At 61.8% G+C, this 21,940-nt stretch carries 21 protein-coding genes; 9 read left to right on the top strand and 12 right to left on the bottom strand.

Features of this window, described 5'->3' with window-relative positions:
- Positions 1 to 98: 98 nt before the first annotated feature.
- Positions 99 to 440: an osmotically-inducible lipoprotein OsmE gene (gene osmE / locus HU770_RS09425; protein ID WP_033701777.1), complete on the top strand. Its 342-nt coding sequence runs from the start codon at positions 99 to 101 to the stop codon at positions 438 to 440.
- Positions 441 to 488: 48 nt separating this feature from the next.
- Positions 489 to 1,019, top strand: coding sequence for a ferritin-like domain-containing protein (locus HU770_RS09420; protein ID WP_033701778.1), 531 nt, complete (start codon positions 489 to 491; stop codon positions 1,017 to 1,019).
- 31 nt (positions 1,020 to 1,050) lie between these two features.
- Here the strand turns inward: HU770_RS09420 and HU770_RS09415 are convergent, their stop codons facing one another.
- Positions 1,051 to 3,117 (bottom strand): AsmA family protein, encoded by a 2,067-nt coding sequence (locus tag HU770_RS09415; protein WP_186652724.1) that lies wholly within the window; start codon positions 3,115 to 3,117, stop codon positions 1,051 to 1,053.
- A 338-nt stretch (positions 3,118 to 3,455) separates the two neighbouring features.
- Between HU770_RS09415 and HU770_RS09410 the strand changes: the two genes are divergently transcribed.
- The 4 genes from HU770_RS09410 to HU770_RS09395 all read left to right on the top strand — a co-directional run bounded on the left by HU770_RS09410 (position 3,456) and on the right by HU770_RS09395 (position 6,087).
- On the top strand, positions 3,456 to 3,863 hold the full coding sequence (locus tag HU770_RS09410) for a phage infection protein (RefSeq protein WP_186663525.1): 408 nt from the start codon (positions 3,456 to 3,458) through the stop codon (positions 3,861 to 3,863).
- Positions 3,864 to 3,986: 123 nt separating this feature from the next.
- Positions 3,987 to 4,619 (top strand): TetR family transcriptional regulator, encoded by a 633-nt coding sequence (locus HU770_RS09405; protein ID WP_033701781.1) that lies wholly within the window; start codon positions 3,987 to 3,989, stop codon positions 4,617 to 4,619.
- A gap of 50 nt (positions 4,620 to 4,669) precedes the next feature.
- A complete protein-coding gene (locus tag HU770_RS09400) occupies positions 4,670 to 5,767 on the top strand; it encodes an AGE family epimerase/isomerase (RefSeq protein ID WP_186663524.1) in 1,098 nt (365 codons plus the stop codon).
- Positions 5,768 to 5,841: 74 nt separating this feature from the next.
- Positions 5,842 to 6,087 carry a hypothetical protein gene (locus HU770_RS09395; RefSeq protein ID WP_186652728.1) on the top strand — a complete coding sequence of 82 codons (246 nt, stop codon included), beginning with the start codon at positions 5,842 to 5,844 and terminating at the stop codon, positions 6,085 to 6,087.
- 48 nt (positions 6,088 to 6,135) lie between these two features.
- Here the strand turns inward: HU770_RS09395 and HU770_RS09390 are convergent, their stop codons facing one another.
- The 6 genes from HU770_RS09390 to HU770_RS09365 form a co-directional block, all read right to left on the bottom strand.
- Positions 6,136 to 6,903, bottom strand: coding sequence for an SDR family oxidoreductase (locus tag HU770_RS09390; protein ID WP_095063875.1), 768 nt, complete (start codon positions 6,901 to 6,903; stop codon positions 6,136 to 6,138).
- Between the two features lie 596 nt (positions 6,904 to 7,499).
- Positions 7,500 to 8,216 (bottom strand): ABC transporter ATP-binding protein, encoded by a 717-nt coding sequence (locus tag HU770_RS09385; protein ID WP_033701785.1) that lies wholly within the window; start codon positions 8,214 to 8,216, stop codon positions 7,500 to 7,502.
- Entirely contained in the window at positions 8,213 to 9,088 is an 876-nt protein-coding gene (locus tag HU770_RS09380; protein WP_033701787.1) for an ATP-binding cassette domain-containing protein, read from the bottom strand. The genes HU770_RS09385 and HU770_RS09380 overlap by 4 nt, the downstream gene beginning before the upstream one ends.
- Complete coding sequence (livM, locus tag HU770_RS09375; RefSeq protein ID WP_186663523.1) at positions 9,085 to 10,386, bottom strand: high-affinity branched-chain amino acid ABC transporter permease LivM; 1,302 nt, start codon at positions 10,384 to 10,386, stop codon at positions 9,085 to 9,087. Before livM ends, HU770_RS09380 begins: the two co-directional genes overlap by 4 nt.
- 2 nt (positions 10,387 to 10,388) lie before the next feature.
- Complete coding sequence (locus HU770_RS09370; protein WP_186663522.1) at positions 10,389 to 11,303, bottom strand: branched-chain amino acid ABC transporter permease LivH; 915 nt, start codon at positions 11,301 to 11,303, stop codon at positions 10,389 to 10,391.
- A gap of 157 nt (positions 11,304 to 11,460) precedes the next feature.
- On the bottom strand, positions 11,461 to 12,597 hold the full coding sequence (locus HU770_RS09365; RefSeq protein WP_186663521.1) for a branched-chain amino acid ABC transporter substrate-binding protein: 1,137 nt from the start codon (positions 12,595 to 12,597) through the stop codon (positions 11,461 to 11,463).
- Between the two features lie 457 nt (positions 12,598 to 13,054).
- Between HU770_RS09365 and pncB the strand changes: the two genes are divergently transcribed.
- The gene (gene pncB / locus HU770_RS09360) at positions 13,055 to 14,260 is read left to right on the top strand and encodes a nicotinate phosphoribosyltransferase (RefSeq protein ID WP_186663520.1); all 1,206 of its coding nucleotides are present in this window, start codon (positions 13,055 to 13,057) and stop codon (positions 14,258 to 14,260) included.
- 3 nt (positions 14,261 to 14,263) lie between these two features.
- Positions 14,264 to 15,091 carry an ammonia-dependent NAD(+) synthetase gene (nadE, locus tag HU770_RS09355; RefSeq protein ID WP_033701794.1) on the top strand — a complete coding sequence of 276 codons (828 nt, stop codon included), beginning with the start codon at positions 14,264 to 14,266 and terminating at the stop codon, positions 15,089 to 15,091.
- A gap of 130 nt (positions 15,092 to 15,221) precedes the next feature.
- Here nadE and azu read toward each other — a convergent pair whose 3' ends face one another.
- The gene (gene azu / locus HU770_RS09350) at positions 15,222 to 15,671 is read right to left on the bottom strand and encodes an azurin (RefSeq protein ID WP_033701795.1); all 450 of its coding nucleotides are present in this window, start codon (positions 15,669 to 15,671) and stop codon (positions 15,222 to 15,224) included.
- 349 nt (positions 15,672 to 16,020) lie between these two features.
- Here azu and HU770_RS09345 point away from each other — a divergent pair, with 349 nt between their 5' ends.
- Positions 16,021 to 16,608: a TIGR00730 family Rossman fold protein gene (locus tag HU770_RS09345; protein ID WP_033701796.1), complete on the top strand. Its 588-nt coding sequence runs from the start codon at positions 16,021 to 16,023 to the stop codon at positions 16,606 to 16,608.
- 43 nt (positions 16,609 to 16,651) lie between these two features.
- Here the strand turns inward: HU770_RS09345 and HU770_RS09340 are convergent, their stop codons facing one another.
- The 4 genes from HU770_RS09340 to HU770_RS09325 form a co-directional block, all read right to left on the bottom strand.
- The gene (locus HU770_RS09340) at positions 16,652 to 18,952 is read right to left on the bottom strand and encodes a YgiQ family radical SAM protein (RefSeq protein WP_186652729.1); all 2,301 of its coding nucleotides are present in this window, start codon (positions 18,950 to 18,952) and stop codon (positions 16,652 to 16,654) included.
- 141 nt (positions 18,953 to 19,093) lie between these two features.
- On the bottom strand, positions 19,094 to 20,491 hold the full coding sequence (gene dnaB, locus HU770_RS09335) for a replicative DNA helicase (RefSeq protein WP_186652730.1): 1,398 nt from the start codon (positions 20,489 to 20,491) through the stop codon (positions 19,094 to 19,096).
- Positions 20,492 to 20,604: 113 nt separating this feature from the next.
- A complete protein-coding gene (gene rplI / locus HU770_RS09330) occupies positions 20,605 to 21,051 on the bottom strand; it encodes a 50S ribosomal protein L9 (RefSeq protein ID WP_033701798.1) in 447 nt (148 codons plus the stop codon).
- A 20-nt stretch (positions 21,052 to 21,071) separates the two neighbouring features.
- On the bottom strand, positions 21,072 to 21,935 hold the full coding sequence (locus HU770_RS09325; protein WP_186652731.1) for a hypothetical protein: 864 nt from the start codon (positions 21,933 to 21,935) through the stop codon (positions 21,072 to 21,074).
- Positions 21,936 to 21,940 lie beyond the last annotated feature (5 nt).

Genomic DNA, 21,940 nt, shown 5'->3' with positions numbered 1-21,940 from the left:
CCGGCCAACACTACAGCGGCCTGGATGACCATCGCAATCGAACTCCTGGCGCGCCGTGCGGTTCCAAACCAAACAGACCCTGAGCAAGGAGCGGGACCATGTACAAACAGACCCTGGCAATCCTTCTGGCCAGCGCAACACTTGCCGCTTGCGGCAGCCGCCCGGAGAACCCGGTGGACTACGTCACCTACCGTGACGAGCCGCTGGTCAAGCAGGTGGAGCACGGCATGACCATGCAGAAAGTGATCGCCATTGGTGGCAGCCCATCCAATGCGATCGACCTGCCCCACGGCGGCACCTGCAACGACTACATCCTCAACCGCGACGGCAAGCAACAGGCGTACTACGTGCGCTTCGACGCCACCGGCCATGTCGATGCCAAGGGCTTCAAGACTTGCAAGCAACGAGAAGAGGACAGCGAAGCCGTACCCGGCGCGTGAGCCTACGCAACACCTTGACCACCCGTCCTGATCTTTTTGGAGATAACCATGAGCAACGTTGAACTGACCGATGTGCAAACCCTGCGCGAACGTGCCCGCCAGCACGTCGAGCAAGGCGCCGTGACCGAGGGCTACCATGCCGACCGCCAAGAGATCCTGCGCCTGCTCAACGAGTCGCTGGCCACCGAGCTGGTCTGCGTGCTGCGCTACAAGCGCCACTACTTCATGGCCAGCGGGATCAAGGCGAGCGTGGCGGCCGAAGAGTTTCTGGAGCATGCCAACCAGGAAGCCGAGCACGCCGACAAGCTGGCCGAGCGGATCGTGCAGTTGGGCGGCGAACCGGACTTCAACCCCGACAACCTGACCAAGAACTCCCATGCCCAATATGTGGCGGGCAATAACCTGAAAGAAATGGTGCTGGAAGACTTGGTGGCCGAGCGGATTGCGATCGACAGCTACCGCGAGATCATTCAGTACATTGGTGACAAGGACCCGACCACGCGGCGCATCTTCGAAGACATCCTGGCGCAGGAAGAAGAGCACGCAGACGATATGTCCGATCTGTTGCAAGGTTTGTAATCGAAAGGGGGCCGCTCTGCGGCCCCTTACATTATTTCTTGCCTTTGACCGCCGCCGGCGCCTTGCCCGCCTTCATCTGCTGCAATAACGGCGTGCACTGGTTCGGTTCGTCCCCACTGCTAGGCGCAATCAGTGCCAGCAGCCCCGCCGCGGGGCCCGCAACCACCCCCAAGGCCACCATCCCCGCCCCGCGCAAGGCCAGCGGCACCGCCTGCACACCCGCACTCGGCTTGGCAAACGGCCCGCGTACATACAGCGGCGAACGCAGCGAGAACAGCCGCAGCCCCTTCGACTCCGGGGTCACCTTCAGGTCCAACTGCTCACTGGCAAAATTCGCCGTGCCGTTGATGTAGATGATCGCGTTCTCGGTATCGAAGATGAACAGGCGTGTGCTCGCCAGCCCGTCCTTGATTCCGACATCGGCCGCCGCGCAGTTGATCTGCACGTCCTCGTCACCGAACAACTTGCCAACCACGTAGTTGCCCACGTTGAGGCCGGCAATTTCCATCAGGCTGCGGCTGATCGCACCATCGTTGATCAGCATGCGCAGGTCGCCATTGGCCGTGCCCAGCAGCGCCGCCACCGAGTTGCCGCGGCCGGTGATGTCGGCATCGCCGTTGAGTTCGCCGAAGCTGGTCTGCATCGGCGCGAAGGTGGGGAACAGTTGCTTGAGCTTGAAGCCCCGCGCGGTCAACTGCGCCCGCCCCTGCAACGGTACACTGCGGCCATCGAGGCGGATCCTGGAGGCCAGGTTGCCACCGGCCACGCCAAAGCGCAGCGGCTCCAAGCGCAGCAGGCCGTCTTCGAGGATCACGTGGGCAGACAGGTCGTTGAACGGCAACTGCTCGCTGTGGACGATGCGCTTGCCGGCAAACTCGACGTCGGCGTCCATGGCGCGCCAGCGTTCGGTGCGGAACTCCTCGACCGGCAATACCTTGCCCGTCGGCTGCTTGCTGGCGCCCCCGCGAGCCTTCTGCTCGGCGTTGGAGTCGGCACCGATCAGCGGCGCGAGGTCCTTGAACAGCAGCTGGTTGGAGACCAGCTTGCCGGAGAGCTTGGGCCGCGGCTGGCTGGCCACGAAGGCCAGGTCGCCGTGGATGTCGCTGTCGCCGATCTTGCCGTTGAACCCCTGGTAATTGAAGGTCGCACCTTGCGCGGCATGCAGGTTGGCAGTGAGGTGGCCGTCGGTGGCGTAGGCCGGGGTGTCGGGCAGCGTCACGCCGGTCAGCGGGTAGAGGTTGCCCAGGCTCTTGCCGGACAGGCGCAGGCGCAGGTCCAGGGCGCCCAGGTTACGCGGGTCGGTCAGGGTGCCGGCGAGCACCACGTGGGTGTCGGCGATGCGCACGTCAGCCTGCAACGGGAACGGTTGGCTGGCGTCCTGCAGCGCCAGCAGGCCACCGATCTTGCCGGTGCCGGACACCGGCTGCCCTTTGTAGCGGCCCTGGGCCTTGAGGCCGAAGGCATAGTCCTGGGCGCCCGCCGTTTTCTCGGCCCGCGCCTTGCCGACGATGTCGCTGAAGGGTATCGGCTTGCCCAGCGGGTCGATCTGTACCTTCATGCTGGTCTTCAGGGTCTGGTCATCAAGGCTGACATTGCCTTGGTCAAAACCGATGGCACCGATGTCCAGCTGCCATTTCGAGGGTTCTGCGTTTTCATCCTTGGGGCCGAAGTCGAAGGTCCAGTTGGCACGGCCATCGGCCAGTCGAGTCAGGCTGGCGGTGGGCTTGGTCAGGTTGATGCGGGGGATGACGATCTGCTGGAACACCAGTGGCAGTGGCGCCAGGCGGAACTCGACACGCTCGAGGGCGACCATTTTCGGTTCCTTGAGCCAGTCTGGGTTGCCCAGGGTCAGGTCCTCGGCAATGAAGTGCGGCCACGGCACCCACGCCCGCCAACCGCCTTCTTCGGGCTCGGTACGCCACTGCACCGCAAGGTTGCCATTGATTGCGAAAGGCCGGTGCAGGGCCTCGGAAACCTTCTCGTTGAGCAACGGCTTGACGCGGTTCCAGTCGAAGGTGGCGATTACCACCACCAGTATCGCCAACAGGGTCAACAGGGTGGCAAGGGTCCAGACAAGAATTCTGGCGGGTCGCGTCATTGCGTGATTCTCCTGACGGCATGGCACAAAGCGGGCACCGGTGGCACTCATTAACTCGGACTGATGAAAGCCCGCTGGGTTTTATCGGTGGCGCCATGATAACGAAGTTTTTCCTGGCGCCTTGCTCAGCATTTGGTCTGGGCAACGGCAATGCGTTACCTGGAAAAGATGAAGGCCAGAAGCCACCAATCATGTTGAAACAACCGTGCTAGAGCCTCCAAAAAGCTCTATCAATGCTGTCGATTGTTACCATTATCCTTATGAACTTTTCTCTGGCGTTACCGGGCGTAGCATTGGCTTCGTACCCACTTTCCAGCCCCCCAGAGGAGCAACCACTCATGAAACGCCACCTGCTGACCCTGACCCTGTCGATCCTTGCTGCCAACGCCTTCGCCCTGCCGGCTGCTGACCAGCACCTGACCGCCGAATCGCGCTCCAGCACCGCTGAAATCGCCCAGCCCCTGAAAACGGTTACCGAAGGTGGTTCGGACCGCCTGATCGAACGCACTGGCCGCGTCGCCGAAGGTGGCTCGGACCGCCTGATCGAACGCACTGGCCGGGTCGCCGAAGGTGGCTCGGACCGCCTGATCGAACGCACCGGCCGGGTCGCCGAAGGTGGCTCGGACCGCTTGATCGAACGCTCCGGCCGAGTAGCCGAAGGTGGCTCGGACCGCTTGATCGAACGCTCCGGCCGAGTAGCCGAAGGTGGCTCGGATCGCCTGGTTGAACTCAGCCGTGTGAGCTGATCGCCATGGCCGAAAATAACAACCTGCGGCACAATGCCTGCTCACCTCCAAGCCCGGTCCATTGACCGGGCTTCGTTTTATTATCTAGAGTGCCCTGCCTCGACCGACACAGAACCCTGACCCATGCTGCCGCGTGCCGAACAGAAGCTACAGACCCGCCAGGCCTTGCTCGATGCCGCCTGCCAGCTGATGGAGAGTGGCCGTGGTTTCGGCAGCATCAGCCTGCGCGAAGTGGCGAAAACGGCAGGTATCGTACCCACCGGTTTCTACCGGCATTTTCCCGATATGGACGCCCTGGGCCTGGCTCTGGTGGCCGAGGTCGATACCACCTTCCGCCAGACCATCCGCCTGGTGCGCCAGAACGAATTCGAGTTTGGCGGCATCACCGACGCCTCGGTGCGCATCTTCCTCGACGTGGTCGCCGCCCACCGGGCGCAGTTCCTGTTCCTGGCCCGTGAGCAATACGGTGGCTCGCAGGCGGTACGCCAGGCGATTGCCCGCCTGCGCCAGGACATCAGTGACGACCTGGCCACCGACCTTGCGCGCATGAAACGCTGGCAGCACCTGGACGGAGCAGCACTGGCGGTGATGGCCGACCTGGTCGTGAAGACGGTATTTGCCACCCTGCCCGAGCTGATCGACAACCCTGATTCAGGTTATCCACAGGCGCTGTCCGCGCAGGAAAAGATCACCCAACAGCTGCGCTTCATCTTCGTCGGCGCGCGGCACTGGCAAGGCCTGGGTAACCCGGGCTGAAGCGCAGTTCTGCTACCATGGCGCACTGCCCGATTGTGACGAGCGCATTCATGTCCGACCCCCGCCCCACTCCGCCCGAACTGGCCCGCTTCACCCAGCACTTTGCCGAGCGTATCGTGCCGCTGTGGCAAGGCCCGGGCTGGAACGTCGAAATGGCCCTGCCCTTCGAGGCCCTCGATGCCCAGCACCGGCCGTTGCCGGTTCAGCGCTATCGAGCGATGGCCTGCGCGCGCCAGCTGTACCTGTTCAGCAGCCGCATCGAGCAGCCAGGCGCGGCAGAGCGGGCAGCGGCGTTGTTCCGCTCGCTGCAGCGGCATTTCCACGATGCCGAGCACGGCGGCTGGTTCTACAGCATCGATGCCGAAGGCAAGCCACTGGACCGGCGCAAAGACCTCTACACCCACGCGTTCATCGTGTTTGCCTGCGCGCATTACTGGGGCAAGGTCCGCGACAGCCTGGTGGAGTCTGCGCTGAACGCTGCCCTGGCAATCGTCAGCACGCAGTTCGCCCGCGACGACGGCCTGTACGAGGCCAGCCTCGCTGAAGACTGGGCCGACCTTGGCAGTGGCCCGCTGCAGAACCCCCAGATGCACTTGGCCGAAGCCTTCCTGCAGGTGCTTACCGTGCGTGAAGATGCCAGCGTGCAGCAGGCACTGCTGCAGTTGTGCGATGCCCTGCAGGCACAGTTCATCGAACCGCAGCACGGCCTGATGCTGGAAAAACCACGCGACGCTGTGGATAACTGGTTCGAACCAGGGCATCAGTTCGAGTGGTTCTACCTGCTCGACACCTCGCCACTGTTACGCGGCACCCCGCTGCATGGCGCCATTGCCCGGGCGTTCGATTATGCCGAGCAGTGCGGGGTAAAGGATTCGGCGGTCTTGGCAATGCTGGCTGTGGACGGCAAGGTCATCGATGCCACCCAGCGGATCTGGGCCCAGGCGGAGTACCTGCGGGCGCTGGCGTTGCGCTCAGGCAACGAAGCCAAGCTTGCGCAGCAGTTGCAGGCGATGACGCAGCGGTTCCTGCATGACGGCGGCTGGTATGAATGCCGGGACGGCGAAGGCGCTGTCAGCCGGCATGACATGCCTTCGACCACGCCCTATCACTTGGCGACCTGCCTGGCAGGGCTTCATCACTTGGAATGACCTGACATTTTTACCAGTTTCGGTTCTCAAGACGCGTTGATAGCGTAAAGGCTCCCCTAAAGAGGAGTTCAGTCATGGGCAACGAAATTCTGAAGGCTCACTTTCAAACTGAAATTGAGGCTACCAGTAAGGACATCGCGGCTTCCAAGCTTGAGAAGAACAAGCTGCTGCATGAGCGAAAGCTTGGTTTGCTTACAAGCCTTTTGAAGTATGTCGAGGGGCAGCCGAGTAGAGAAGATGCCATGCTCGCTGATGTCGTCAACGATATGCTGCAAGCCCTGCAACTTCTGAACCCCAACGAAACTTTCCGAGACAACTGAAGGCCTGCGGCAGCATGGGCGTGCCATGGGCACGCCCGGGGATGCTGATCAGCCCTTGGGCGACCGGTCGATCGAGAACCCTGCCCAGTCCTGGCTCACCGGCATCAGCTCCAGGCTGTTGATGTTGATGTGCGCAGGCTGGTTGAGGATCCAGAAGATGGTCTCGGCAATATCCTGCGGCTGGATCGGCTCTGCACCCGCGTAGGTGGCGTCGTACTTGGCCTGGTCGCCACCGAAACGCACCAACGAGAACTCGCTCTCGCACAGCCCCGGCTCGATGTTGCTGACGCGCACGCCAGTGCCGCGCAGGTCGCAGCGCAGGCTCAGGGAAAACTGCCCGACAAACGCCTTGGTGCCGCCATACACGTTGCTGCCCGGGTACGGGTAATTGCCCGCCACCGAACCTACGTTGAGGATCGACGCGCCGCGGCCGTGTGCGATCAACCGAGGCAGCAGCAGGCGCGTGGTGTAGATCAGGCCCTTGATGTTGGTGTCGACCATGGTTTCCCAGTCGTCCAGGCTGCAGTTCTGCGCCGCATCGACGCCCAGCGCCAGGCCTGCATTGTTGACCAGGCCGCGCAGCTTCTCAAAACCGGGCGGCAGCGTGGCGATGGCTTGTTCCATGGCGTTGCGGTCGCGCACATCCAGGACCAGCCCGTGCACGTCGGTCTTGGCCGACAGTTCGGCACACAGGGCGTCCAGGCGCTCTTTACGCCGGCCAGTGAGGATCAGCTTCCAGCCGGCCTCGGCGAAACGTCGGGCGGTAGCTTCACCGAAACCGGAAGTCGCGCCAGTGATGAATACGGTGGACGTCATGCTCTGTTCCTCGCTGTGGATTAATTTCGGCAGGGGGTTGCAGCATGCCTTCGTGCTACGCAGGCAGCAAGCCATTGAAGCAACTGATCAAATATTGACCATATCGGCGAAAGCCCCGTTGCAGAGAGCCTGGCGTCATGTATGCGCATGTTATCCACAAGGCTTTCCCCACAGATTGGGGGCAACTTGTCGGGGTAGCAGAAACCTTTCAGCGTTCCAGGGTCGGTGGATATCTTTTTAGTGATGGCGCAAGGCTTTCAACCATGCCGCTTGCAGCCGTATGTCCAAGGGTTTTGCACAGAGTTATGCACAGGTGCTCAAAGCGATTACACACAGCTGCATGTGGGTAAAAATCCCTTAAAAATCATCCACAAGGGCAAACCGATCAAAAAACGATCAGAAGCCTGCAGGCCTCGACTGCAAAGGGCTACAGCGAGGTGCACCCATGTTTTCCACAGGCGGCTCCACATTATCCGTGGGTAAAACAAGGCTGTGGAAACAATGGCTTAGGCTGGAGTTGTATGGAGGCATGGGAGCGAGGTGCAGCAAGTTGTCCACATTTACAGCGGGGGCTGCTTTGCAGCCCCCGAATCAACTCAGTGCCCGCCCAGATAGGCGCTACGCACTTCTTCATTCACCAACAACTCTTGCCCCGTCCCGGTCATGCGGATTTCTCCGTTGACCATCACATACGCCCGGTCCGACAGTTTCAGGGCATGGTTGGCGTTCTGCTCCACCAAGAAAATGGTCATGCCGGTCTTGGCCAGCTCACGCAAGGTGGCGAAGATCTGCTTGACCACAATCGGCGCCAGCCCCAGCGACGGCTCATCGAGCAGCAGCAACTTAGGCCGGCTCATCAGCGCACGGGCGATGGCGAGCATCTGCTGCTCGCCCCCCGACATGGTCATCGCCCGCTGGGTACGCCGCTCCTTCAACCGCGGGAACAGTTCGTACATGCGCTCCATGTCCTCCTTGGCATATTTGTCGCCAATCGGGATGGTGCCCATCATCAGGTTTTCTTCGACGGTCATGTCGGGGAACACCCGCCGCCCTTCCGGCGACTGGGCAATGCCGTTGGAGGCGATGTAGTGCGACGACTTGCGGGTGATGTCGGTGCCGCGGTACACGATGTGCCCCGACGCGGCGCGCGGCTGGCCGAAAATCGACATCAGCAGGGTCGACTTGCCGGCACCGTTGGCGCCGATCAGGCTCACCGTCTCGCCCTCGTTGATGTGCATCGACACCTTCTTCAGCGCCTGGATCGGCCCGTAGAACACATCCAGGTCCTTGAGCTCGAGAATGGGTGCACTCATACCAGTTCCTCTTCGTCTGCACCCAGGTAGGCGGCAATCACCGTCGGGTTGTTGCGGATTTCCTGTGGCGCGCCTTCGGCGATCACGTTGCCATGGTCGAGCACGACGATGTGGTCGGAGATGCTCATGACCATGCCCATGTCGTGTTCGATCAGCACCACGGTGATGTCGTGCTCGTCGCGCAGCACGCGGATCATGCCACTCAGGGCCTCGGTTTCCTGCGGGTTGAGGCCGGCAGCCGGTTCGTCCAGGCAGATGATCTTCGGCCGCGTGCACATGGCCCGGGCAATTTCCAGGCGCCGCTGCTGGCCGTACGACAACTCACCGGCCAGGCGGTTGGCGCAATCGACCAGATCGACCACCTCCAGCCAGTAGAACGCATGGTCCAGGGCATCGCTCTCGGCCTTGCGGTAGGCCTTGGTGTTGAGCACCCCGGCCAGCAGGTTACGGTTGACCCACATGTGCTGGGCCACCAGCAGGTTTTCCACCACCGACATTTCCTTGAACAAGCGAATGTTCTGAAAAGTCCGAGCAAGGCCTGCCCGGTTCACCAGGTGGGTGCCGCCGAACATCTTGTAGTACAGGCGGTTGGCAAAGCGTGCGGGCGATACGAAGTCGGCCGCCTGGAAGCGCTCGCCGAGCAACTGGATGACGTTGGTTTGGCTGCCGCGCACGTTCAGTTCGATGCGCCCGCCGCTGGCCTTGTAGAAGCCTGTGAGGCAGTTGAACACCGTGGTCTTGCCGGCACCATTGGGGCCGATCAGGGCAAAGATCTGATTGCGCCGGACCTTGAGGCTGACATCGCTGAGCGCCTTGATGCCGCCAAACTGCATCATCAGGTTGTCGACCGAAAGAATGATTTCGTCGCTCATGGCGCCACTCCTTTACGCGGAACCACACCGGTACGGCTGATGCGGATCAGCCCACGCGGTCGCCAGATCATCATCAGCACCATCAGCACGCCGAACAGCAGCACGCGGTACTCGGAGAAGCTGCGCAGCAGCTCCGGGGCCACAGTCAGCACGAACGCCGCGATCACTACGCCCACCGTCGAACCCATACCGCCCAGTACCACGATGGCAAGGATCAGCGCCGACTCGAAGAAGGTGAACGACGACGGGTTGACGAAGCCCTGGTAGGTGGCGAAGAACACGCCGGCCAGGCCCGCAGTGGATGCGCCGAGGGTGAAGGCCGAGAGCTTGACCAGCACGTGGTTCAGCCCCATCGAGCGGCAGGCGATCTCGTCTTCGCGCAGCGCTTCCCAGGCGCGGCCGACTGGCATGCGGGTCAACCGGTGCTTGATATACAGCACCGCCAGCACCACCAGGAACAGCACGGCGTAGATGAACACGAACTTCAGGTTGGGGTTGTAATCGAAGCCGAAGAACTCGTGGATCGGCACCCCGCCGTCCTTGGCCCGACGGCCGAACTCCAGGCCGAAGAAGGTTGGCGACGGCGCCGGCATGCCGTTCGGCCCGCCGGTGAACGACAACCAGTTGTTCAATACCAGACGGATGATCTCGCCAAAGCCCAGGGTCACGATCGCCAGGTAGTCACCGTGCATGCGTAACACCGGGAAGCCGAGTATGCACCCCGCCAGCGCTGCGGCGATGGCCGCCAGCGGCAGCACGCTCCAGAAGCCCAGGCCCAGGTACTGGTAGCCCAGCGCCAGGCCATAAGCGCCAATGGCATAGAACGCCACGTACCCCAGGTCGAGCAGGCCGGCCAGGCCGACCACGATGTTCAGCCCTAGACCCAGCAATACGTAGATCAGGCCGAGGATGACCACGGTCAGCAGGTACTTGTTGGCAAAGATCGGGAAGACGATGGCGATCACGATCAGCGCCGGGATGATGTAGCGCAGGCGTGACTTGTAGTTCGGCGCGTTCACATGCACGCCCGAGCCACCAGTGTCGAAGCCTTGCAGCATGCGCCGTCCAGCGCCGCTCTGCAGGTACAGGCTGAGCAGGAAGCGCCCGACCATTACACCACCGACCAGCCACGCCACGCGGCGGGGTTCGGCATTGAAGGTGTAGCCGTCGAGCACCACGCCGACGACCGGGCCAAAGACAATGAGCGCCAGCAGGCCGGCGACAAAGGTCTCCAGCAGGCTGCGTTTGAGGTCGAAACCGTTGGTTTCGGAAACAGGGGCAGTTTTGGCAGTGGACATGTTCACACCTTAGCCACGAGCGGGCGACCCAGCAGGCCTTGGGGACGGAAGATGAGGATCAGCACCAGCAGCGAGAAGCTGAACACGTCCTTGTAGTCGGAGTTGATCAGGCCAGAGAACAGCGACTCGGAAATGCCCAGGATGATGCCGCCGAGCATGGCCCCCGGGAGCGAGCCGATGCCGCCCAGTACCGCCGCCGTGAACGCCTTGATGCCGATGATGAAGCCGGCGTAGAAGTCGAAGGTGCCGTAGTTCATGGTGATCAGCACGCCCGCCAGGGCGGCCATTACCGCACCGATGACGAACACGTAGGAAATCACCCGGTCGGTGTTGATGCCCAGGATCGAGGCCATCTTGCGGTCTTGCTGCGTGGCGCGGCACATGCGGCCGAGCTTGGTGTACTTGATGACGTAGGTGAGCAGGCCCATGCCGGCGAACGCGGCAATCAGGATGAAGATCTTGGTGTAGGTCAGTTGCACGAAGCCGGTGCCGACTTCGATGCGCATGGCGCCTTCCAGCAGGGTCGGCACGCCTTGCTGGCGAGCGCCCTGGCTGATCTGAGCGTAGTTCTGCAGGATCAGCGAAATACCGATGGCACTGATCAGCGGTGCCAGGCGGGTGGAGTTGCGCAGGGGCTTGTAAGCGATGCGTTCGATGGTAAAGCCATAAACGCCCGTGACGACGACGGTGAACAACAGCGTGCCCAGCATGAGCAGCGGGAACGACTCGACGCCGAAATAGGCCAGCAATGCCAGGCTGATTGCCGCGAGGTACGCGGAAATCATATACACCTCGCCGTGCGCGAAGTTGATCATGCCGATAATGCCATAGACCATTGTGTAGCCGATGGCGATCAGGCCATAGACCGACCCGAGGGTCAGGCCGTTGACCAGTTGCTGCAGAAAAATACCATCCATAACGCAATCTCACCTGATTGAGATTGCACGAGCGCCGTCCACGGCGGGCCATGAATGCAGCGGCCCTCGCAGCGCAGAACTGTGCAGATCTACGGATAAAGACAGGTACCGCGGGGCTGCGGCCCGGGGCAACGTGCGCCCGGGCCGGTAGCCGTTATTATTTTTGTTTTTCCAGCTGGTGGTATTTACCGGTCTTGTCCCACTGGTAGACCACGTAGTCGGACACCGTCAGGTCGCCCTTGCTGTCCCACTTCTTCTCGCCCATGACGGTCTGCACCGGGTTGGCCTTGAGCCACTTGGCAGCGTCTTCGCCCTTGTTCGACTTGGCGCCGTTGAATGCGGCGGCGAGCGCCTGCAGCGAGGCATAGGCGTACAGGGTGTAGCCTTCAGGCTCGGTACCGTTCTTGCGGAACTCTTCCACAACAGCCTTGCTGTCGGGCAGCAGGCGTGGGTCGGCGCCGAAGGTCATGTATACGCCGTCGACAAACTTGGCGCCGCCTGCGGTATTTACGAGTTCGTCGGTGACAATGCCGTCGTCCGACATGAACTTGACGTCATTGAGCCCCGCTTCACGCAACTGACGTACCAAAGGCCCGGCTTCCGGGTGCAGACCACCGAAGTAGACCACGTCCGCGCCAGCGCCGCGGATCTTGGTAACCACGGCGCTGAAGTCTTTCTCGCCACGGGTCAGGCCTTCATACAGCACAGGCTTCACGCCGCGCTTTTCAAGCTGCGCCTTGGTCGCATCGGCGAGGCCCTGGCCATAGGTGTCCTTGTCGTGCAACACCGCAACTTTCTTGCCCTTGAGCACGTCGACAATGTAGTCACCGGCAACGATACCCTGCTGGTCGTCACGGCCGCACATGCGGAACATGCCGCTGAGCCCGCGCTCGGTCACTTGTGGGTTGGTCGACCCGGGGGTAATGGCGATGATGCCCGCTTCGTCATACACCTCGGACGCCGGGATGGTGTTGGAAGAACAGAAGTGGCCCACCACGCCGATGACCTTGTCCTGATCGGCCAGGCGGTTGGCCACGGCCACGGCCTGCTTGGGTTCGCAGGCATCATCGCCTTTCACCAGGACGATCTTCTCGCCGTTGACCCCACCGCCGGCGTTGATCTTGTCGGCCGCCGCCTGGGCACCTTTCATGTACTGCTCGCCAAACGCTGCGTTGGCACCGGTCATCGGGCCCGCAACACCGATCTTGACGTCGGCCTGAACATACGAAGAAACACCCAGTGCCGTAGCTACGGCCAGAGCCAGGAAACCTTTCTTGTAAAACGTCTGCGACATGAGGTGGTGCTCCTAGAGTTTTTTTTGGTTGGCACTACAACTTCTCAACCCTGTGCTCTGAGCAAGGGCCGTGCCATTGGTTTTGTCTTCCGGGAAAACACACTGTGAAGGTCGCCAGCAGGCGACCGACGGCCTTTTCTTTATTGAGCGTGCAACCGTCTGCCCTGCGGCAGGCGCCACCACACGTACAGACAAGTAGCAACCGTCGAGTGCCATCATTGCAACCCTGGCAAGTGTTTACGTGCAACCGCCCTGTAACAGCAGACGTCACCGAAGTGCACACCGCTGGTGCGCGACTGCTACAGGCAGCACCGTTTGAAGGCTAGCTGGTGCACGGAAAAACACCTGTTTTGCCGGTGCTGGCCTCTTCGCGGATAAACCCGCCCCAGTGCCAGCCAGTTCATCCCAATACCTGTGGCACAATGGCCGCCATTCGCCGCTTCTGGAGCCACCCTTGATGAGCGAAAGCGCATTCGCCGAGCGCATCGTGCACAACCTGCTCGACACCGACTTCTACAAACTCACCATGATGCAGGGCGTGCTGCACAACTACCCGGACGCCGACGTGGAATGGGAATTCCGCTGCCGCAACGGCGAAGACCTGCGCCCTTACCTCGGCGAGATCCGCAACCAGCTCGAACGGCTCAGCGAGCTGACCCTGGATGACGGCCAACTGGCCTTCCTCGAACGTATCAGCTTCCTCAAGCCCGACTTCCTGCGCTTTCTGCGGCTGTTCCGCTTCAACTTGCGCTACGTGCGCATCGGCATCGAAAACGATCAGCTGTACCTGCGCCTGCGTGGCCCCTGGCTGCATGTGATCCTCTTCGAAGTGCCCTTGCTGGCCATGATCAGCGAAGTGCGCAACCGCCACCTGCACCCGCACATGCGCCTGGCCGAAGCCCGTGACCAGCTGTACCGCAAGTTCGACTGGCTGCGTGCGCATGCCAGCGAAGATGAGCTGGCCGACCTGCAGGTGGCCGACTTCGGCACCCGTCGGCGCTTCTCCAGCCGCGTGCAGGAAGAGGTGGTACGGGTACTGCGCGATGACTTCCCGGCCCGCTTCGTCGGCACCAGCAACGTCGACCTGGCATGGAAACTGGATATCAAGCCCCTGGGCACCATGGCCCATGAATGGTTCATGGCCCATCAACAGCTTGGGCCGCGGCTGATCGACAGCCAGATTGCCGCGCTGGACTGCTGGGTGCGCGAGTACCGTGGCCTGCTGGGTATCGCCCTGACCGACTGCATCACCATGGACGCTTTCCTCAACGACTTCGATCTGTACTTCGCCAAGCTTTTCGACGGCCTGCGCCACGATTCGGGCGAGCCGGTGGCCTGGGCGGAAAAGGCCATCGCCCATTACCAGAAGCTGGGCATCGACCCGATGACCAAGACCCTGGTGTTTTCCGACGGCCTGAACCTGACCCGCTCGCTGGAAATCTTCCGCGCCCTGCGCGGGCGCATCAACGTCAGTTTCGGCATCGGCACCAACCTGACCTGCGACATCCCGGGTGTGGCACCGATGAACATCGTGCTTAAAATGACCGACTGCAACGGCTCGCCGGTGGCGAAAATCTCCGACGAGGCGGCCAAGACCCAATGCCGCGACGAAAACTTCGTTGCCTACATGCGCCACGTTTTCAAAATCCCCAGCAAGGAGTAACCCATGCAAGCCGTTCAGCGAGAGATTGCCCAAGCGCTCAAGGTGCAGCCGCCGTTCGCCGATGCTGCCGCGCTCGACCAGGAAGTGGCCCGGCGCGTGGCGTTCATCAAGGGCTGCCTGGCCAATGCCCGGCTCAAGACGTTGGTACTGGGCATCAGCGGCGGCGTCGATTCCTTGACCGCCGCCCTGCTCGCCCAGCGCGCGATCAACGAGCTGCGTGCCGAAACGGGCGATGCGGCCTACCGCTTCATTGCCGTGCGCCTGCCCTATCAGGTGCAGCACGACGAGCACGACGCCCAGGCTTGCCTGGAGGTGATCAACGCCGATGAAGTGCACACCGTCGACATCGCACCCGCCGTGCGTGCACTGGCGGCCGAAACCGAGGCGTTGCAAGGGGGGTCGCCGACCCTGGTGGACTTCGTTGTCGGCAATATCAAGGCACGCACGCGCATGGTCGCGCAGTACACCATCGCCGGCGCGCGCGCGGGCCTGGTGATCGGTACCGACCATGCGGCCGAAGCGGTGATGGGCTTCTTTACCAAATTTGGTGATGGCGCGTGCGATCTGGCACCGCTGAGCGGGCTGGTGAAGCACCAGGTGCGAGCGATTGCACGCAGCTTCGGTGCGCCGGAATCGCTGGTGGAGAAGGTCCCGACAGCGGACCTGGAAGACCTGGCGCCGGGCAAGCCGGACGAGGCGTCACATGGCGTGACCTACCAGCAGATCGATGCGTTCCTGCAAGGTGAGCCGGTCGAGCAGGAAGCGTTCGACATCATCGTCGCCACCTACCGCAAGACCCAGCACAAGCGCGAACTGCCGTTCGCCCCGTAAAAGCTTCGCGGGGCAAGTCGGATCGCCGCACCGCCGCCCCCACTGGCATCAGGCCTGGGGGAGCGGCGGTGCGGCGATCCGACTTGCCCCGCGAATGGAGGGCAAAGCCCTCGCCTCTACGCCATCGTCCTTACTTGACGACGACCTTGCCCTTCATCATCGAGATGTGGCCCGGGAAGGTGCAGAAGAAGCTGTAGTCGCCGCCGGCTTCCAGCTTGGTAGCGTCGAATTTGACTTCGGTTTCTTTCTCTGGCGCGCCGATCATCTTGGTGTGAGCGATGATGCCGGCGTTGTCGGCCTTGATGTAGTCCTTATCCAGGCCTTGAGTCATGCCTTCGGTGGCAATGCCCTGCATGTCGGCAGTCTTGCTGATCACCAGGTTATGGCCCATGACGTTCTTCGGCAGGTTGCCGGAATGGGTCAGTTTGACGGTGAATTCCTTGCAGCTCTTGTCGACGGTGATTTCCTTGGTATTGAAGGACATCTGGTCGGTCGAGTCGACAGTTACCGAGCACTCGGCGGCGAAGACAGAGGCGCTGGCGAGGGTCAGCAGGGATACCGCTACAGCTTTCGCAAACATCATGAATCTCCTTGGCAGGGTTTTATCAATTGCGAGACTGCCTGAAACCGTTCAGCCCCTTGCTGATATGGGTCAAGGGGGTGTCAAGTGGCCAGTCAGTTGAATTGTTCAATGGATTGTATACAACCAATCTAAGGGCACATCATGCCCTTTTAATAGACGATGGGACAACCTCTCATTTAGGAGCAATACCAAATGCCCATGTCCAGCTTTCTGAACAGCCTGCTCGCCGCCTACGCCCAGGGTGCCACTGGCGCCGTCTGCGAATTCTCCAGGCCGGAGTGAAAGCGGCCTTGGAACTGCCAGGCAGGCGCCGTACCCTGTCACCCTGAGTGACTGGAGATGAGCAATGCCTGTACGTTCCGTTTGTGTCTTCTGCGGCGCCAGCATCGGCGCCAACCCTGCCTACCGTGAAGCGGCCGTCGCCCTTGGCCAGGCCATCGCCCGGCGCGGCCTGACCCTGGTCTATGGCGGTGGCGCGGTCGGTTTGATGGGCATCGTCGCCGACGCTGCCATGGCCGCAGGCGGCGAAGTGGTCGGGATCATCCCGCAAAGCCTGCTGGACGCAGAGGTCGGCCACAAAGGCCTGACCCGCCTGGAAGTGGTCGATGGCATGCATGCGCGCAAGGCACGCATGGCCGAACTCAGCGATGCGTTCATTGCACTGCCGGGTGGCCTGGGTACGCTGGAGGAGTTGTTCGAGGTGTGGACCTGGGGGCAACTGGGCTATCACGCCAAGCCGCTGGGCCTGCTCGATGTCAATGGTTTCTATGAAAAGCTGGGCGGGTTCCTCGACCATATCGTCGAAGAGGGTTTCGTGCGGCCGCAGCATCGGGCCATGTTGCTGCTGGGTCAGCAGCCGGATGCGCTGCTGGACGGGATGAACGAGTTCGTCGCGCCGGTGGTGCCGAAGTGGGTCGACAAGCAGCCTGATTGAGCTTGGCATTCTGGGGCTGCTTTGCAGCCCCTAAATGGATCAATCAGCGTGGAATGACAGGCTGACGCGGCTTCTTGCCAGCCTTGCCGCCCTTGGCCGCTTCTTTGCGCTCCTTGGCCGCCTGCTGGTTGCGGGCAAACGCATCAGCCTTGGCCTTCTCACGCTTGTCCCACGGCTTGCTGCCATCGCTGCCGCGCGGTGGCAGGCCGGTGTGCTGGGTCAGGATCTTCTGTTCCTTGGCCACCTTGTGGCTGCCAGCTGGGGTCGAGTTCTTGCGCCGGGCACTCTGGTAGCTGTCGGACTGCGGCTGGTGCAACGGGATCAGTTGGTGCTTGCCCGGCCCGATCAGGTCGGCGCGGCCCATGCGCTCCAGCGCCTCGCGCAGCATTGGCCAGCCCTTCGGATCGTGATAGCGCAAGAACGCCTTGTGCAGCCGGCGCTGCTGATCGCTCTTGACGATCTCGACCCCTTCGCTCTTGTAGGTCACCTTGCGCAGCGGGTTCTTGCCCGAGTGGTACATCGCCGTGGCCGACGCCATTGGCGACGGGTAGAAAGCCTGCACCTGGTCGGCGCGGAAGCCGTTGCCCTTGAGCCACAAGGCCAGGTTCATCATGTCTTCGTCGGTGGTGCCCGGGTGCGCGGCGATGAAGTACGGGATCAGGTACTGCTCCTTGCCCGCCTCTTTCGAGTACTTCTCGAACATGCGCTTGAAGCGGTCATAGGAACCGATACCCGGCTTCATCATCTTGTCCAGCGGGCCACGCTCGGTGTGCTCCGGGGCAATCTTCAGGTAGCCGCCCACGTGGTGGGTAACCAGCTCCTTGACGTACTCCGGCGATTCCACCGCCAGGTCGTAGCGCAGGCCAGAGGCGATCAGGATCTTCTTCACGCCCGGCAAGGCACGCGCCTTGCGGTACAGCTCGATCAGCGAGCTGTGGTCGGTGTTGAGGTTCTCGCAGATACCCGGGAACACGCACGACGGCTTGCGGCAGTGCTTCTCGATCTCGTGGCTCTTGCAGGCGATGCGGTACATGTTGGCGGTCGGGCCGCCGAGGTCGGAGACCACGCCGGTGAAGCCTGGCACCTTGTCACGCATCTCCTCGATCTCGTGCAGGATCGATTCGTGGGAGCGGTTCTGGATGATCCGCCCTTCGTGCTCGGTGATCGAGCAGAAGGTGCAGCCACCGAAGCAGCCGCGCATGATGTTCACCGAGAAGCGGATCATCTCGTAGGCCGGGATGCGCTCCTTGCCATACGCCGGGTGCGGGATACGCGCGTAGGGCATGCCGAACACGTAGTCCATTTCTTCGGTGGTCATGGGGATGGGTGGTGGGTTGAACCACACATCCACTTCGCCATGTTTCTGCACCAGGGCGCGGGCGTTGCCTGGGTTGGTTTCCAGGTGCAGCACGCGGTTGGCGTGAGCGTACAGCACCGGGTCGTTACGCACTTTTTCGAACGACGGCAGGCGTATCACCGACTTGTCACGGGTCATGCCCGGGCTGTCGAGAATCTGCACCACTTTGGCTTCGTTCGGGTCTTCCACGTCGCCCTTGGCCTGTTCGATGGCGCAGGCCTGGGTGTCCTGGGTGTTGACGTAGGGGTTGATGATCTTGTCGACCCGGCCTGGGCGGTCGATGCGGGTGGAGTCGATCTCGAACCAGCCCTGGGGCGTGTCACGGCGCACGAACGCGGTACCGCGCACGTCGGTGATGTGCTCGATGCTCTCGCCCTGGGACAGGCGCTGGGCGACTTCGACGATCGCCCGCTCGGCGTTGCCATACAAAAGGATGTCGGCACTGGCGTCGATCAGGATCGAGTGGCGCACCTTGTCCTGCCAGTAATCGTAATGGGCGATACGGCGCAGCGAGGCCTCGATGCCACCGAGCACGATCGGCACGTGCTTGTAGGCCTCCTTGCAACGCTGGCTGTACACCAGGCTGGCGCGGTCTGGGCGCTTGCCGGCCATGCCGCCAGGGGTGTAGGCGTCGTCGGAGCGGATCTTCTTGTCCGCGGTATAGCGGTTGATCATCGAGTCCATGTTGCCGGCCGCGACGCCGAAGAACAGGTTCGGCTCGCCCAGCTTCATGAAGTCGTCTTTGGACTGCCAGTTTGGCTGGGCGATGATGCCAACGCGAAAGCCCTGGGCTTCCAGCAGACGGCCGATGATGGCCATGCCGAACGACGCGTGGTCGACGTAGGCGTCCCCGGTCACGATGATGATGTCGCAGGAATCCCAGCCGAGCTGATCCATCTCCTCCCTGCTCATTGGCAGGAACGGTGCTGGCCCGAAGCATTCGGCCCAGTACTTGGGATAGTCGTAGAGTGGTTTGGCTGCTTGCATGTCAGTGACCGGTTCTGGTGTGCAGGGAAATCGCGGGCGCGGAATATAGCACAAATTTTGACCAAATCCGACGGTGGTTGTCGGATTCATCTGCAACACGAATAACTCCGTGGGGCCGGGCAAGCCCGACCCACAGGGTTGTTATTCGTCGTCGTCGAAGTTGTACATGCCCGGCGCAAGGTTCTCGAAGCGGGTGTACTTGCCGATGAAGGCCAGGCGGATGAAACCGATGGGGCCGTTACGCTGTTTACCGATGATGATTTCGGCAATGCCCTTGTGCTCGGTCTCCGGGTGATACACCTCGTCACGGTAAACGAACATGATCACATCGGCGTCCTGCTCGATTGCACCGGATTCACGCAAGTCGGAGTTCACCGGGCGCTTGTTCGGCCGCTGCTCCAGGGAGCGGTTGAGCTGCGACAGGGCGATGACCGGGCAGTTGAATTCCTTGGCCAGGGCCTTGAGCGAGCGGGAGATCTCGGAAATCTCGTTGGTCCGGTTGTCACCGGAAGAGCCCGGAATCTGCATCAACTGCAGGTAGTCGACCATGATCATGCCGATCTCACCGTGCTCCCGAGCCAGGCGGCGGGTACGCGCACGCATTTCCGACGGGCTGATGCCAGCGGTATCGTCGATGAACAGCTTGCGGTCGTTGAGCAGGTTGACCGCCGAGGTCAGGCGTGGCCAGTCGTCGTCGTCGAGTTGGCCGGAACGCACCTTGGTCTGGTCGATGCGCCCGAGCGACGAGAGCATACGCATGATCAGCGATTCGCCTGGCATTTCGAGGGAGAACACCAGCACCGCCTTGTCGCTGCGCAGCACGGCGTTTTCCACCAGGTTCATGGCGAAGGTGGTCTTGCCCATCGACGGACGGCCGGCAACGATGATCAGGTCGGCCGCCTGCAAGCCGCTGGTCTTCCCATCCAGGTCGGTGTAACCGGTGGAAATACCGGTAATGTCGCTGTCGGAGTTGAACAGCGTGTCGATACGGTCGATGGCCTTGGTCAACAGCTCGTTGACCCCCACCGGGCCGCCGGTCTTCGGCCGCGCCTCGGCGATCTGGAAGATCTGCCGCTCGGCGTCGTCGAGGATTTCTTCGGCGTTGCGCCCTTGTGGATTGAAGGCGTTGTCGGCGATATCGGTGCTGATGCTGATCAGCTGTCGCAGCGTGGCCCGCTCGCGAATGATCGCGGCATAGGCCTTGATGTTGGCCACCGACGGGGTGTTCTTGGCCAACTCCGCCAGGTAGGCCAGGCCGCCGACTTGCGACGACACGCCCTCCTTGTCCAGCTGCTCGTGCAACGTGACCACGTCGAACGGGTGGTTCAGGTCGACCAGCTTGTGGATGGCGCGGAAGATCAGGCGGTGGTCATGCCGATAGAAATCGCCATCCGAGACCTGATCCAGTACCCGCTCCCAGGCGTTGTTGTCCAGCATCAGGCCACCGAGCACGGCCTGTTCGGCCTCGATGGAATGCGGCGGCACCTTTAGGGCTGCGGTTTGCAGGTCGAGCTGTTCGGAGGTGGTGATCTCGTTCATGGCCACGAAAGAATTCTGGGGGACGAAAAAGACAAAGGGCACGGCCTGTAGAAGACAGGACCGTGCCCGATGTTAACCGGCTGGGCCGCGGACGGCCAGCCAGTCAGCGCAGCTTAGGCAGCTACGACGACCACGCGTACGGTGGCTTCAACGTCGCTGTGCAGGTGCACGGCTACGTCGTATTCGCCAACCTGACGGATGGTGCCGTTCGGCAGACGCACTTCAGCTTTGGCCACTTCAACGCCGGAAGCGGTCAGGGCGTCAGCGATGTCGTGGGTGCCGATCGAACCGAACAGCTTGCCTTCGTCGCCAGCGGTGGCAGTGATGGTCACTTCCAGCTCGGCCAGTTGGGCAGCGCGGCTTTCAGCCGACGTTTTACGGTCAGCAGCTGCTTTTTCCAGCTCGGCGCGACGCTCTTCGAACGCAGCCAGGTTGGCGGCGTTGGCAACGGTGGCCTTGCCGAATGGCAGCAGGAAGTTACGGCCGTAACCAGCCTTAACTTTTACTTTGTCGCCCAGGTTGCCCAGGTTAGCGACTTTTTCCAGCAGGATCAGTTCCATTTGGTAAAACCTCTTAACTTTTAACCTTCACCGTTCGCGGAGTCATTCCCCTCAGGGGACTTGCGACCGCGAAAATCAATCAGGCTGTCGACAATGGCCAAAACCACGAGCAACGGATAAATCAGCTGCATGATCAGCGGCAGCGTCACGTACATGCCCACCAGCCAGAAACCAGCCAGTCGGCCCTGTGCCACCAGCCCATGCATCAAGGCGATGCCGGCCAGGACGAGCACCAGGCTGGATGCAGAGGCAAGGACGATGAACTGCGGCCCGATGAACGGACCCAGCACCATCAGTGCCACCAGCGCCAGCATGGTGACCCGCGGCAACTTCAGGGCGCGAAACTCGCGACCGAAGCCTCCAGGGTTGTACAACGCAGCCTGCCAATACCGCGCCAGCATCAAAGCCAGCACGCTGAACAGCTGCAGCATCACCGCCGTTGAAGCGACCAGCACAGGGCCGATCAGCTCACCGGGGATCACCGGTTTGCCTTCGATTTGTGGCAGGGCTTGTACAAGCGCCTTGGCCAACACCTCGAAGGTTTCACGCAGTACCGTGTCCAGGATGAGGCTGTAGACCAACCCCAGCACAACACTGGACATCAACACCCGGCTCCAGGAATGCCCGGCACGCAACAAGGCGGCCAGCCCCAGCGTCCCCAACAGCACCAGCAAGGTGCTTGGGTCGCCAAAGGCCCAGATGGCCACCGCCGGCAAAAGCCCGAACGCGATGACCGTTGAAGCATCCTTGAACCCGCGCCGCAGAAGCACGAGGCTCCCGGCAGCGGCACTCAACCAGAACAACAGCGGTAACACTGCACTGATGACCACCACCAGGGTGGCCTGCACACGACCGCGCATGATGAAATCAGCTAACGCTCGCATGCTTT

Origin of the sequence: Pseudomonas sp. SWRI68, assembly GCF_014269165.1 — a bacterium.
GTDB classification, from domain to species: domain Bacteria; phylum Pseudomonadota; class Gammaproteobacteria; order Pseudomonadales; family Pseudomonadaceae; genus Aquipseudomonas; species Aquipseudomonas capeferrum.
The sequence above is the reverse complement of the archived record's forward strand: the minus strand, read 5'-3'. Positions and strand labels throughout refer to the sequence as shown.

Excerpts from the sequence above, each read along its gene's own strand:
- osmE (WP_033701777.1), top strand. The coding sequence starts at position 99 with ATGTACAAACAGACCCTGGCAATCCTTCTGGCCAGCGCAACACTTGCC.
- HU770_RS09420 (WP_033701778.1), top strand. The coding sequence starts at position 489 with ATGAGCAACGTTGAACTGACCGATGTGCAAACCCTGCGCGAACGTGCC.
- HU770_RS09415 (WP_186652724.1), bottom strand. The coding sequence starts at position 3,117 with ATGACGCGACCCGCCAGAATTCTTGTCTGGACCCTTGCCACCCTGTTG.
- HU770_RS09410 (WP_186663525.1), top strand. The coding sequence starts at position 3,456 with ATGAAACGCCACCTGCTGACCCTGACCCTGTCGATCCTTGCTGCCAAC.
- HU770_RS09405 (WP_033701781.1), top strand. The coding sequence starts at position 3,987 with ATGCTGCCGCGTGCCGAACAGAAGCTACAGACCCGCCAGGCCTTGCTC.
- HU770_RS09400 (WP_186663524.1), top strand. The coding sequence starts at position 4,670 with ATGTCCGACCCCCGCCCCACTCCGCCCGAACTGGCCCGCTTCACCCAG.
- HU770_RS09395 (WP_186652728.1), top strand. The coding sequence starts at position 5,842 with ATGGGCAACGAAATTCTGAAGGCTCACTTTCAAACTGAAATTGAGGCT.
- HU770_RS09390 (WP_095063875.1), bottom strand. The coding sequence starts at position 6,903 with ATGACGTCCACCGTATTCATCACTGGCGCGACTTCCGGTTTCGGTGAA.
- HU770_RS09385 (WP_033701785.1), bottom strand. The coding sequence starts at position 8,216 with ATGAGTGCACCCATTCTCGAGCTCAAGGACCTGGATGTGTTCTACGGG.
- HU770_RS09380 (WP_033701787.1), bottom strand. The coding sequence starts at position 9,088 with ATGAGCGACGAAATCATTCTTTCGGTCGACAACCTGATGATGCAGTTT.
- livM (WP_186663523.1), bottom strand. The coding sequence starts at position 10,386 with ATGTCCACTGCCAAAACTGCCCCTGTTTCCGAAACCAACGGTTTCGAC.
- HU770_RS09370 (WP_186663522.1), bottom strand. The coding sequence starts at position 11,303 with ATGGATGGTATTTTTCTGCAGCAACTGGTCAACGGCCTGACCCTCGGG.
- HU770_RS09365 (WP_186663521.1), bottom strand. The coding sequence starts at position 12,597 with ATGTCGCAGACGTTTTACAAGAAAGGTTTCCTGGCTCTGGCCGTAGCT.
- pncB (WP_186663520.1), top strand. The coding sequence starts at position 13,055 with ATGAGCGAAAGCGCATTCGCCGAGCGCATCGTGCACAACCTGCTCGAC.
- nadE (WP_033701794.1), top strand. The coding sequence starts at position 14,264 with ATGCAAGCCGTTCAGCGAGAGATTGCCCAAGCGCTCAAGGTGCAGCCG.
- azu (WP_033701795.1), bottom strand. The coding sequence starts at position 15,671 with ATGTTTGCGAAAGCTGTAGCGGTATCCCTGCTGACCCTCGCCAGCGCC.
- HU770_RS09345 (WP_033701796.1), top strand. The coding sequence starts at position 16,021 with ATGCCTGTACGTTCCGTTTGTGTCTTCTGCGGCGCCAGCATCGGCGCC.
- HU770_RS09340 (WP_186652729.1), bottom strand. The coding sequence starts at position 18,952 with ATGCAAGCAGCCAAACCACTCTACGACTATCCCAAGTACTGGGCCGAA.
- dnaB (WP_186652730.1), bottom strand. The coding sequence starts at position 20,491 with ATGAACGAGATCACCACCTCCGAACAGCTCGACCTGCAAACCGCAGCC.
- rplI (WP_033701798.1), bottom strand. The coding sequence starts at position 21,051 with ATGGAACTGATCCTGCTGGAAAAAGTCGCTAACCTGGGCAACCTGGGC.
- HU770_RS09325 (WP_186652731.1), bottom strand. The coding sequence starts at position 21,935 with ATGCGAGCGTTAGCTGATTTCATCATGCGCGGTCGTGTGCAGGCCACC.